Genomic DNA, 14,176 nt, shown 5'->3' on the forward strand with positions numbered 1-14,176 from the left:
TTTTTAAAGATTTATATTTTCAATTGGTAAGATTACTGGTTCACCAACACGAAACGTTAATGCAGTCGCGTTGGGTCCAACGATTCCGTTGTTATTCCACATTCTGTATTCAAACTTCAGTTTTAAATTGTTTTCAGTAATTTTTTTACTGTCATTCATAATTAATAGCTGAGCATAATCTTTAGAATACAATACTTTGTATTTTGTATCTGCATTACCAGCATCATCGACTACAACAACAGTATTCTTAATTTCTTCCAATGGAATTTTAGGAATATTGAATGGTTCAGGATTACGAACTAAAAGTGCTACAACCTCGTTAGTTTTAGTATTGATAATTCGGTTCACTTCTGTAGACTGAGCAGGATCCAAAGGAGACATTTTCAAAACGCCTTCAATCGCACGATCAAATAAATGTTGGTATTTCAAAGCAAATGCATTGCTTAACGGATCATCCTGGCCAGAAATCAGATTGTTTAAAGAAGTAATCTGATCTGCACTTAAACTTAACGGAATATCAAATAAAGCATTACGTACTGGTTCGATACTTAATTTATAACTGTTTACTTGTTCTGCAAAGTCTCTATAGCGTGATGTTTGGAATCCAAATTGATGCACTAATACATTCTCACTTTTCTCTTCAATTTCATTTTGGTTATCATCAAAATAATTTTTCACTAAAACCGTGTATAGTTTTGAAGGTTTTAAATCGGTTAATTTTACCTCATACCCATAAGATTTTGGTTTTAAAGCATTTCCAATTTTAATGTCACATTTTATTTTACCAGTACTTCCTTTAATCATGTTTTGTAACATTTGAATATTTAAAGGAATTCTTGGGTCATTATCGCCAACCCATTCGATGTTTTTTTCCTCTGCTTTAGGGTATGTTGTTGGTTCTGTTGTTGATTGTGTCGGTAACGGATATGGAATAAGAACATCATTTAAAGGATCTTTAATAATAAGATTCATCACTCCTTTAATTTTTGGTCTTCCTGCTTCATCTCCATATTTCTCCCAATCTGTAAACATGTGATAGACATATGGGTTCTTGAAAAACATAGTTATCTTACACTGCTCATTTCCATAGAATGAAGGTTTAGATAACAATAAACTTCCATCAGCATTTGGGTAAGAACGGTTGTAATCTAAATATTGTCTTAACGAAGTCAAAGGTGATTTTGATAGTTCAGTCAACTCATTTTTAACAGATGGTTTTTGACCAGGAGCAAGTTTTTCATCAGGAATAGGATAATGACCAACAGGACCTAATGTTTTAAATCCATAATAGTACTCGAACTTAGTATCTTTACCATCTACTTTATCCGTTAAAACAAATTTTAAGCAGTAAGTTGAATTTGGTCTCCAAATTGGTTGAACTGTATTATTAATAGCAGCTTCCATTGCCTGATTATCTTCGGCTACAGCCGTAGATCCTGGAATAGTTAAATTATGCTCTGCGCTTTCTTTTGTCAGCCATCCGATTTCCTGAATGTAAGTTGTATAATCTAATTCGTTATCTTCATCCGGATTTCCTCCAGCAGAACAAATAAGAGCATTGATTGTCAATAATTTTGAAGACTTAATAACTCTTGTGTAGTCTGATTTAACAACAGTATCTAATTCAATCAGATTTGCAGTTGAATTGGTCAAAGCTGATGCAGATGACTCAACTGAAACAGTTTCTGTTGGATATAAACAACAGTTATCAAATTGATCATTAAACAGAGAGAAATAAATTCCTTTTTCGTTTTGTTTAGAAGAAAGCATTACAATTTCATTCTCTGATGGCTCGTTTTGAATGTTGATAATAGATGCTTTATCATTTGTACCTCCTCTTTCAATTAATCGGCCAAGTTGTAATGAAGCATTAAATACAAACAAATATTTTTGATTGTAAGCAATGACTGCATTATCAGCCAGCGTTTTATTTGATAAATAAACCGGAGAATCAAAAATCACATCGTTTTTAACAACAGTAACTGCAGTTCCGTCTATTTGAGCCAATCCAAATTTTCCATTCGTCAGTTTAACAGTAAGCAAGACTTTATTATTTGCAAGTACTGCATCGGTAACATCAGAAATAGATGGTTCAGAAACCAATTTGGTATCCTTAATTTCAATTGCTTTTGTACTTAGGTCAATACGAATACGGATGATTTTTTTGTTTTTTGTAATCAGACTAAAATCAGTATTATTATGCTGTAGCACTTTATGGGCTACTTCGTCCATCTTTATGCGATGAACAATAGAACGGTCTGTACCGTTAATCCAGTTAATTTGAGTTCCATTTTCTAATGTATTAATCCAAAGCAGTTCATTATTTTGAAGCGGTAACAATTTGTTGAAACCTGTAGAATAAGTATTTAAATACTGCATTCCGAAAGTTCTGTTTAATTCAGAATCAAGTTCAACAATTGCAGTTGTTTTGGCCGGAGCCACACAACCCACAATAAAATTATCATTAATGATTGCTTCGCCAATTCCTTTGCACTGAGTCGCATCTAAAGCCTGAGTAACTAATAAATTATTATTTACAACCTGCATCGATGTCACTAAACCATTCAACAAACGTTCTCTTACCAGATTACCTTTAGCATCAATTTGTGCAATAACAGTTGTATTTGGACTCGGATAAAATGAAACTAAATAAGTGTCATTGTATTTGAAAATTTTGTCAAAAGCATAATTTGCATTTCCGTTATATCCATAGAAACGTATAAACGTTAATGGAGTAAGAGCTCCTGTCGGATTAACATTACCGGCATCAGCTTTTAATTGAGCCAATAACACTGACAATCTATCATACTCTTCTAGATTACTAGGTTCAGTCATAGTGAACTCACCATCCCTTGAAGCGTATGACTGATTAAATAAGGCTGCAATTTTATTTCTCACCTCTAAAATGGCATCAGCTTTCGCAGCAACAGGAGTAATTATAATCTTATCAATTTTATTTTTGTCTAAAACATTACTGTTGCTATCATATAAAGTTATAGCCGCTTGCAGTTCAGCTTTGGTATAAGTCACTTCATCTAAAGCCTCTGAGCTAGGAGATTTACGTAATTTAACACCGTTATAAGTAGCTAACTTGTCTCCTTTTCGAAAGACAGAAGTGTAGGCGCTAATTTTTACTGTTTTAGCTTGTGTTGTCAGTTTTAAAGTCGGTTCAATCGCAGCTTCGGGGAAAATAATTTCTAATTTATTATAGTTTTTGAACGAAAGAGATCTTCTAAAACCAAATGGATTGCTTTCTGCCGATATACTCATAAAATCTCCGCCAATAAGTGCACCATCAACAATTTCAGGGGTTTCACCAATGAGTTTAAAGTAAAGACCATTGATTCTATCTGCTTCATATTGAGTGGGTACATAGTAACGTTTTCCTATTCTTTTGTTTAAGAAATTAACATGCTCCGGCTTAATACTTTCTGATACACAGAATAACTTTGAAGGAGTGATTCCAAATTGTTCCGGAACATGCCAGCCAGGCTCACCTGCACTTAAATAAGAAAACGGATTGGTTGCCAAAACACGAATACTATCATATTGATCCACTACCTTTTGCCATTGCGCCCAAGGTAAATTTGAAACAAGCGATCTGGAATTTGAATCAACCACAGCTTCAAAAGGATGGTAAGGAACCCAAGAGTTTCCATTGGCAGAGCTCAACTCAATCGATTCAATTGAATACTGATGTTTTACTTGACGAAGTTTTCTACCTGATTTCGATGTCGCTTCAGGTGGCATTAAATCGATATAATTTTTTGCATCAGCTGTATAGCCTCCAATTTTTTTAGAAAGGCTGTCCTTTGGCAAAACTCCCTTAGTCATTTTAATATCGATATAGGTGTCAAGGGGAATTATTTGTGAAATTGCACCCGGAACAGGCATACTATCAAAATAGTTCAATAAAAAGGCTTCATTAGTTAGCATGTGTACTCCTTTTACAGAATCGGCAGTTCTGTTATCATTAACATTTCCATGAGTTCCTTTTGGAAGCGGGCTGTACGGTGTACGGTCAACAATTCTGTTAATATCCCATTGAAGTTCTATAGTGAAGTTTTTGCGCACTTTTATAAAACCAATTTTTATACGTACACTTAATTCAATTTTTGCATAAATCAAGAAAGGCTTAAATGATTCTACAGAGAATATGGTATTTAATACAATTTCAACATTGATAATCCAAATTTTTATTTGAATACCTCCTCCTGCGGCAATATAGCCACCCATTTGCGGACGCTTGAATGAAATTTTCCCACCCATTTCTAAGTAAGCCCATAATTTGACTTTTGCAGGTCCAAAGCTTTTATCCAATTTAAAATCTAATCTAGCACCCATTTCAATTCCCTGAGCCGATAGCATGATAAATGCTTTAGCCGTAAATAAGGTTAAAATCCTCGCTGTAATTGGGTCTTTTTTAGATCCAATATTGATATACCAAGGTTTTTGATTTTTAAAGAAGAACCCAGCTTCTAATAAAGCATGTAACTGTATGATTTGTCCACCATCTTTTGGTATTTGAAAATCTGCTCCTGCAGCCAACTCAAGGGAATCATCACCAAAGGCAACCATCGCAAAAAACGGAGGTGTACTTTGATCTTTCTCAATAGGTCCTAATCGATCACCTAGAACATTTAATCCTGCCTCAATATAAAATAAGGTGGGTAAAGAAAGTAATAGCATGGCACGAAGCGACAGTATGTTTCCACCTGTAGTTTCAAAGGTGGCACCAGCTCCAATAGAAAAGGGTGAATCATATTGTAAAGAGTCTGGAGGACCACTGAATTTTCTAATATTGATTCCCGCTTTAGGATGTTTATAATATTCATACCAAGAATTATCTACTTTTAATCCAGCAGCTTTTTTGGTAGCCACATATCTAAATCCTAATAAACCTCTAAAACCTGTGATGGAAACAAATCCAAGCGGAATACCAGTAGGCAATTCAATACTTGCATCAATTAAAAAGGCAGGGTATTTAGGCGCAAAACGCATTCCAACACTTCCTGTAATTTTAGCTTTTGGTAATTTTAAAGAAACCTCTCCCATGAACTCTTTAGATTTTCCCGGCTCTGGAAGCGAAATCATACCATGAATAATAGCCATAGCCGATTCTTGCGTAGCTGTTCCTGGAATCATCAAATCCACTTCAATAGTTTGAATTCTTAAGAAATCACCGTCAAAACTACCATCAGCAGGGAAATAATATTTAATTCCTTCTCCGCGGGCATCAACTCCTAAAGGGTTGACACTAATTGCTCCGTCAAATCCAAAAAAGTTAAATTTGCGGCCATTAATTTGGGTTGAACCAAAATTAATATTGGTAACAGAAACTTTTACTGGTCCTAGATTTATATTGATAGGTTTTGGAATAGGAATAGAACCTCCTTCCACTTCAATGCTTCCGTTGCTGTAGATACGCAGTTTTTCTATACTAATACCTTGTCCTTCCATGATTCTCTGCATAAGAGGATTCGGAAAAGTAATGTAACAAGAAGTACCAATATAATAGTCTTCGTCGTCCTTTCCGAGTTCCAGGCTTAAGAAATCAAAATGTACAAGCTTGAATAATGTAGCAGATGGAGGATTGTCTTTATTAAATGAAGCGGTTAAATTAAAATCACCATCATCATATAAGTGGCCATCAATAAGTGCACTGAATGGTTCATTATCGGAATTTTTAAATTTTTCAAGTAGTAACTTCCCTTTAATGTTAGAACCAATAACCTTATTTTGCTTAAAAGAAATATCAAATTTATTGAAACCTACTTTGAAACCTTTTTCGGCTGAACCGATAGTTTTCCAAAGTGTATTTTCGATAAGTTGCGATAAAAAGTTTTGGTAGTCTTTAGCCGTATTAAAAGTATAAACACTATTGGCTTTGATTGTTGCGTGTACTATACTAGGCAGTGTTTTTAATGATAATGGATATTTAAAAGCATACGGTAATTTAGCAGCATTTAACTCTTGTAAAAAAGTGGTTAAATCGGCATAATCAGCAATTTCTTTTTCTTCAACTTCACCGCTTTCGGGGTTCTTTTCGAACATGGTGATTGGATAAATAAAATCGAACTTATCATCGAAATATTTGAAGGAACCGCCCGTAACGACAGGAACCGTTTCTAGATAAATATTTCCAGATAAACCTCCTGTACCCACTAATAAATCTGAAGCACCAATTTTTAAGGTAGCAGTCGTGCTTCCTTGATGTTCATCATCGCTATGAAACCATTTTGAGGGTAAGGTAACAGAAATGGCACGCGCATAAACTCCAATAAAATCATTAGGACGCCCATCTGCATCTGCTTCAGAAATATTGGTTTTCTTGCTTAAATCGACTTTTAAAGTGTCTAATTCAATAATTAATCCAGTATTGCCAATCATTGCATAACGCGGTGTCAATGTACCAGCTAATTCCACCTGATAACCTATACCAGCTTCTGTATCTGCATACAATTGGGCTTTAGCAAATACAAATATTGATTTTGCAGCTGGATTTTCATAAGCAGAACCATTTTCAAGAACAGGTCTTAAAATAGTTTGAGGGAACTCAATACCGGCGCTTAACTCAAGAGTTGCTTTTGCTTTTGGTGTAATAATTCTTTTAATATGCGCTTCAATACCATCGGGTGCGATGATATTATAGAATTCCTGAAGTTTGCTTTTAGTGGTACTTACATCTGATTCAAAAATATAAACCGCAAACAAAAGCAAAGGAATTGATTTTGTGATTTTGGGATTGTTTTGGATTAGCGTAACAACACTTCCTATTGACTGCTCAACTCCCACAGGGAATTCTAAATTTTGATAGCCTGACGTTTGGGTAATAGCATATAATTTATTAATATCAACCAAAAGCTGTTCGTATTTTGTAATTGCATCTGCAGGCTCTACAAAAATATTAAGCATATGCGCCACTACTTGTTCTTCGCTAATGCGGAAGACTTGTAATCCTACAGCATAAAAATCTTCTAATGAAAATGAAAAACTGCTGGAGCTAAAGGTTTTGATAAATGCCAGGATTTCCCACTGGTATTCAAGTGTAATAGGAAATGACGAGATAGATGAGTCGTTATCTTTCAAGTCAGGATTCAGTACAAGACCTAAACCAAAAGGTAGCGGAAGAGCCAGTTTCTTGCTCGTTACAATATCAAGGCTGTAAAAAGCTGAGTCGCCACGGTACCCTTTTGAGTATTGTAAGTTTTTATAATGTATTTTATCAAAAATGGCATTTAAACCATTTTCAACAAATGACAAAAATTCGGGTAAATCATCTACAGTGACTACCTCAGACAATCGAGGGTAATATCTTGCTGTAGCTTTAGGAATAGGAACCGCTGTAATAGGATTAGTTGGCATATGCTAATTTTTTTTGACTTTAATTTTTGTTCGTATTTTGCATGATTAAATTGTAATTGTTACAACCAGTCTATGCAATCAAATTATTAATCCATTTATTCAGGCTTAAATATTACTTCAAAAAGCTGCTGAATTTGCTTTGTTTTGAAGTGTTATTTCCTTTTGATAGTGTAAAGGTGAGCCTAAAATCGATCTTTAAAAAATTTGTGCGCAGTGGTTTAACAGGCGTTTTCTATGACTTTACAGGGTTGTAAAGTGAGCGGATAATGTTAAGTCTTGACTTTTGGGAAAAGCCAATAAAAGGGTTGGGGAACTTATGTTTTTAAGTTTCCATTTGAATGTATAGAATGTAATTTTTTGGGTTTGTCAGATCGTGATTTTCTGTCGTGAGAATGACAGTTTTTACGACCGGTTGCTCAGTATTTTTTTACTGAAGTTGTAGTTTTTAAAACAGCTCAAAGAATTGGGGCTTTGAGCTGTTTTTTTAGTGTGTCTTGTCTATAAATAGGTTTATAAGAAAGAGTAATATGTAAACTTTTTTCAGGACGAGAAAGCATTTATGATGGCTTATTGTAGCTGGCACGGATTGCAAATCCGTGCGATCGGGATTTAGTAATTATGCCTGCTTTTTGCTTACCAATAAATCCATACCAATCCACACCTCTAATCCACTCATTACCACTCAAAAATTCCTGATATGGAATGAATGTTCCATCACGTACAATTTCTCTTTTTACAACCCAAACTTGACCATTACCCACCCCTGGTTGCAAATCCGTGCGATCGGGATTAATCTAAATAGCTTATAATTATAGGCGTATTTAAATTTAAAGATTCTTGTAATAATTCTTTTATTTCAATTGCCATATCAATATAATAATCCATATCTTCTGGGACATAATCATGATTTATATTTAAATCAAAACTCCATTGATTATTTGGAGCATTATTAATAAGATTCTTCATAGTCTCAAAACCTCCATATTTCTCCCACATATTTACACTTTCATTTTGCATTGAAGGCACTAGTTGATTGTTTATAAATTGAATACAATTCTGTATCTCATTTATATTGAAATAGGCGGGTCGATCATCAAAAGAGTTTAAATTACCAATACTAATATTATTTCTTATTTTATAAACCGTTTCGTCTTGAAGTAAATAATGAAAATTACCAGCTAAAGTATCATTAATATTTTTTGCGTAATAAAGTAATACACTCATCTCATCTCTTCTAAAAAAAGTATCTAAATTCCCTACAATGTATCTGATTTCAAATGACATAATTATTGTTTTAATCGTTTATTATTCTGTTATATGTACTTTCCATTAATTCATCTCTTGTTGTACCAAAAGTTGATGGATTTATTTCTGTAAAATCATTTCTTGAATAAGGAGTTGATTTTAATTTTTGTTTAAAACTTGACAAAGGCATTGTTTGCGATTGTCCTAATTTATTGACATATCTTACTTCAATAGAGAATATTTGATCCAAATCTTGAGGTCTTGATACGTCTTTCCATACTTTTTTATTTTGATTTATTATATAGGATTTTGCTTGACTTATATCCTCAGGTAAATTTCTAAAAAACTCTAATTTTTGTGCATCATCATAAGCTTTGGTACCAGCGTTTTTAAATGTATCACCTACATTTAATTTAGCACTATATGGAGTTTTAATTTTATTAGTTGATGTATTAACTACTATTGCATCTATATCTAGATATATACTGGGTTTAAAATTTGTACCATTAGCTTTTTTAAATAAAATATCTACACTATACATTACATCCTCATCATTTAAAAGCAAATTATTCAAATAAATTTTCATAGGCTTTTCTACAAAATCACCTTTTGTAAATTTAGAACTATTTCTTAATACATCTAACGCTTCTACTTTTTTTAATGGATCAGTAAATAAAGTATTACTTTTATATGCATTTACTGCCTTAATAATTTCTAATTTAAATGAATCAATATATTCATATTTGTATCCATTAACTAACCAAAAATGTTTATTGCTTTTTAAAAATAATCTTTTGGCTCCATCAACGTTAATAAATTCAGTTATTTTCTCTGGTTTTTGAATAAATTTATTAAAAAGATCTGATGATATATCACCAAAATAATCCACGAACTTTAATCTTGTTACATAAGATAAAGGTTGTAAAACATTTTTTAAAGCTGGCTCATCATAAAACTTGATAATAGCATTAACTCTTTTTTGATTAGTTATGAAATCTAATGTTCTGGCCTCCAAAGCTATTCCTTTCTCTGTCAAATCCAACCAGTTTTTTACATAACTACCATCAAGAGCACCCGTGCTACCCATGCCACTATTGAGTTTCCTCCATAAAGCGATATCATTTATATCGTCAATATGACTAAAATCTTTCCAGAAAAGCAATTTTTGAGCATCAGTAAGGAGTTGGTATTTTGGCGCAATGGTGTTTGTGACACCTGCTAGGTCAAGAGTATTTAATCGGTTTCCAAAAAGGGTCAAGGAAACAGCTTTTTGCCCTTTTAATGTTTTTAGCAAACTTATAGCATCAGCAGTTAGTCCGCTGGCTACTCCTGGCGGTAACGCATCAATTAAACCCAAAACATTTTCTGCTTCTCTTACGGCTTTCATTCTTGTAACAATAGATGCTCCAGCTCCGATAAATATTAAACAGATAAAGACTTTTTGTGTGCCTTCTAGTATTTTCTTTTTTTCGGCATTATTTTCGGTTGTGATTAAGTAGTGATTAATTTGTGCTAAAGAACCCGCTGTGAGTGTAAAGACTTGGCTTCCAGCTTCTAGTCCTCTCCACACTTCCACGACATTCATTGCTGTTGTAGGTCCTGTCATAGCAACACCAACATCGGTAGTGTATTGCAAATAGCGTAAATCTCTAAGGATACTTGCGCCACCAGTAAAATAGAGCAATAAAACATCTAAAGTCAAATTTATAGCAAGCGAAATTTTTGCATCAAAATCCACAAGACGATCATATTCTTCAATAAAATGGAATAGAAATGCCGGAACAATTGCTTTTTGAGGTATTAATAAATCTAAATTTGACTCAAATCCTGAGAATGATATGGGTTGGAACAAATGGTATATTCCTATTTCTTTTACTATCTCTCTGTTTGGACCAGGACTAAATCCTACTGGTGTTGAAACAATAGATGCCTCTGTATATATTTCTTTAATTACTATATTTTTATCATTTGTTTGAGAACTATATTTTGTTTTGGACGTAAATAAACCACCGTTAGACGTAACAGAAGTGTTAGAAGTGAACTTTAACTCATGAAAACTCTTTTTATTGATTTCGCTCGGATGAGTATAAAAATACCAATTTGTATTTACTCCTGTTGCGGGAGCGTTGTATTCGTTATTATATCGTGATACCTTCCACAATTCATATATAGCAAATGCATAATACTTTCTATTGGTTTGTTCATTTACAAACCAATTAACAATGGTATATCGCTCTAATCGAGCATCAGTTAGGGAATCATATATATGCTGGAAATTAGTTCGATTCCCATCTTCTTTTTCCAATAAAAAATCTAAAAACTCATTAGCATGAACAGTTGTTACTGACAGTACTAATCTTACCATAAATCTTTGGAGGTCTTGATCTAAAACCGATTTCATAAGTCCTTTTATGGCTGCAATAATAAGTGGATAGGGTAGAATACCTAATGCAGATGATGGTAGAATTTGCAGTAGATATCTTAATTTTTCATCAGATCTATAAGTGGCAAGATTTTTAGTTCTATAACATGTGTTATAAAAATTTACTAGACCAGTATAATACTTAAAATAATCATCATAAGTAGAAAGTGAATTGAATACAGCATCAAAATTTTCTTTAAGTGGGAAAGCTGTAGGATCAAGTGGTGCATAATAATATCCCCAGCCTCTTTTTAGGTCAAATAACAATTTTTCTAAATCTGTAAGACCATAAATAGGATCGTTATACGCAATAATTCCGTCTGCAACTTGCATTTCTTTATCGAAGAAGTGTGTGTTATTAGCAATGATTGGAATAATTTTTTCATTAATACGTCTAATTTTAAATATTATTAATGACATTATTTTTTTGAACCTGCTCTTTTGTATATCACTTATAGTCCATGCGTTTACAAAATCTCCAAAATTCTTTTTATAAAAATATCCCCCAGGATTATTTGATTGATTATTGAGTGTAACAACTCCTACAGTTGTTCCTGTATTAATTTTGTAATCAATAAGTTTTAAATCTTCGATTATAGGTTTTAAATAATTTCTAATTCCTTTGTTATCAATCGCAAGTTCTATTTTAAAAGTAAATTCTTTATTGTTGTAGAAATAATTGAAAGGTTCATTAAAATCTACCGTACTAACTGTTATATCCTCTCTTTCGGTAGCAAGATCTTTTTCAAAGTTATACTTGGTTAAGAGGTCGATACTAGGAACTGGATCAACTTTTTGTATGTACTTCAAATAAATACTTTCATTATAATAACCTTCTAAATTTGATTTTTTCCTATCTTCGATTTTAAAATCACTTTGTTGTAAATATCTATAAACTTCAGGAGGATTTCCTCCTTTTGTAAACTCGACTAGGAATCCATCAATATCAAAAAGAGGATTATCATACAAAAGTGTTCTTACTGGTCTACCGTCTCTTAAAATTGCTACACTTGTCATTTATATAACTGTATTAATGATGAAATAATCTTGATTAAATACTAAATCAGGCATAAACTCACTATACCCCTTACTAAAATGGTACTTCCTATCTAGTGAATACACAAAAACATCGGTTTCGGGATTAAACAGTTGTTTTTCGCCACTTGTATTCTCAGCCACGATACCCACTTTGTATTTTTGATATGTGATATTTTCGGGGGAGAGCAGTTCATTGCCGTCTTCAAACAAATCAATCAAAAACAAACGGGGGTTTTTTAAACCCGCTGTAATCAACGCTTTTATGTTGTCATTTTCAGTTTTAGTAAGTCCCAAAATAATTTTGTTGGGTGTGGTTCCGTCCAGCGTTTTGAGTTCCAGTCCTGTAATGGTTTGTGTGCTATCTGTAAACAGTTTCAAATTATAATAATAGGGTTCTGGTAACTCGTACGTTTTGCTTTTAGTCACCGCACCGCTGGCTGAAGCGCTGGTTTTGGTATCGGGCGTAGTGCTTCCGGTGGCAGAGACGGCATTGTTCATGACATCACTGGCTTCCGTAAGGTAGGTCACGCGGGCTACTGTTGGCGTGGCTTCGATTCCTGTTTCGATAACATCATTTACAGTTAGCGTTTGCGCAATCGAAATTCCTTGCTGTTTCTTGTCATAAAAATGATTGATTAGGTTCAATTTTTCTGAAGTCATTTTAGAAAAACTTGTATCACCGCTTAATTTTAGTAAAGGTTGTGCATCAATTAAACTAAATACATCATCAAAAAAGTTAGCTTGTCCTAACTGAACAATTGGGTTACCAGCTTCATCTAAAACCTGTTTAGCTTCGTAAGCATTAATTTTTCCCTGATAGAGCAATATGCTAAGTGTTGCAATGTTTTTACCAGCTGCTGCAGGTGCTGTAAGCTGTATTTGTGAAGTTAAAGATTGATACTTACCTTCAGCATCAGGAGGCATTCGCAAACCATCAGCATTGATAAAATTGTCTTTTTGTGCGTTAGCTATTTTTCCAATTTGCCCGTATAAAGCGGTATTGTTGTTGTTATCGGTTGTTAATTGCAAATACAAGTTGTTTGTTGTAACTGAGTTTGCCTGTTGTTGCGTGTTGACTAAAACGGGCCAGTCAAAAGTTCCGTATTTGCTTTCGGTCATAGGAACAACTTTCGTATCCGGATTTTCAAGTAATCCCGTTTTTAGATTGTTAACTCCTGATGGATTTATTTTGTAATTGCCATAAAAGTCATAACTACGGGTACGATCACTCTGGATATAAACATACCAATTGTTCTTTGTAGCAAATTTGCTAATAATAACATCGTATATTTCAGGGCCTTTTTTTACAGTTTGAGTTCTTGATGTTGTGATGCTTACACTTTGGCTAGGTACAAATAAACCGTAAAACGCTGCAATATCAATAAACTGTGTACTTTGTTCTCGTAATAATTTTTTATTTATATTAGTACCACTTATTACAATTTTAGCTTCGGCTTTACGGGCATATTCTAAATTGAAAACAAATTCACTATTGTCAAAATTGTGTTTGTAATCGCCGTAGTTTAATACAACGTCAATTCCGCATTCGCCTTCAGCAAAACTTCCTAATGATTTACCCATATCAATCATAGGCAATTCGAAATCGTCTTTTTCGTTGAATGTTTCTCCTGCGGCAACAAATTCCGATTCTTTGAAGAAGAAGCTAGATAATAAAGTAGAATCTAGAACTTCGGGATCATAACCAATGTACTTAGCCGTAAATACAGGTAAGGGAATTGGATTGTTTTGAGCATCTTTGCGACTGTCGTGAAAGGCATGAAAATCTTCGTTGATTTTGTTGATAAAATCAGAAGTCGTTGCTGTTTTTTCGATGATTTTAGGAGCGGAATCTGAAGTAAAGAAATCACTTTTTTGTAAACCTCTGTAGATGAAGTATTTTACATTTAGTCCCGGGAAGGGTTGTTTGAAGGTACGAAGAATGAGGTTTACCTTATCTTGGTTTCCCGCTCCTGCTTGCGGTTGCAATAAAATCACCCCTTTGCAAATGGCAAAGGCTTTTTTGGAACCAGTTAAAGTAAACTTTGAAGTCAACCTGAATTCATTATTAGTAACAGGGCCAAAAGATTGCGCTGGGCTTTGTGTAAA

At 33.7% G+C, this 14,176-nt stretch carries 5 protein-coding genes; all 5 read right to left on the reverse strand.

Annotated features, from left to right (window positions below):
* Window positions 1-3: 3 nt before the first annotated feature.
* Entirely contained in the window at window positions 4-7,365 is a 7,362-nt protein-coding gene (locus tag FJV36_RS16155) for a hypothetical protein (RefSeq protein ID WP_158981257.1), read from the reverse strand.
* Between the two features lie 557 nt (window positions 7,366-7,922).
* A complete protein-coding gene (locus FJV36_RS16160; RefSeq protein WP_158728097.1) occupies window positions 7,923-8,138 on the reverse strand; it encodes a hypothetical protein in 216 nt (71 codons plus the stop codon).
* A gap of 16 nt (window positions 8,139-8,154) precedes the next feature.
* Complete coding sequence (locus FJV36_RS16165) at window positions 8,155-8,649, reverse strand: hypothetical protein (RefSeq protein ID WP_158728096.1); 495 nt, start codon at window positions 8,647-8,649, stop codon at window positions 8,155-8,157.
* A gap of 10 nt (window positions 8,650-8,659) precedes the next feature.
* Window positions 8,660-12,049, reverse strand: coding sequence for a hypothetical protein (locus FJV36_RS16170; protein ID WP_158728095.1), 3,390 nt, complete (start codon window positions 12,047-12,049; stop codon window positions 8,660-8,662).
* Window positions 12,050-14,176, reverse strand: a 2,127-nt coding sequence (locus FJV36_RS16175; protein WP_158728094.1) for a hypothetical protein, incomplete at its 5' end; no start/stop codon positions are given.

It is taken from the genome of Flavobacterium sp. I-STPP5a, from assembly GCF_009764685.1.
GTDB lineage: Bacteria > Bacteroidota > Bacteroidia > Flavobacteriales > Flavobacteriaceae > Flavobacterium.

Coding starts and splice junctions, on each gene's coding strand:
- FJV36_RS16155 (WP_158981257.1), bottom strand. CDS start 7,365: ATGCCAACTAATCCTATTACAGCGGTTCCTATTCCTAAAGCTACAGCA.
- FJV36_RS16165 (WP_158728096.1), bottom strand. CDS start 8,649: ATGTCATTTGAAATCAGATACATTGTAGGGAATTTAGATACTTTTTTT.
- FJV36_RS16170 (WP_158728095.1), bottom strand. CDS start 12,049: ATGACAAGTGTAGCAATTTTAAGAGACGGTAGACCAGTAAGAACACTT.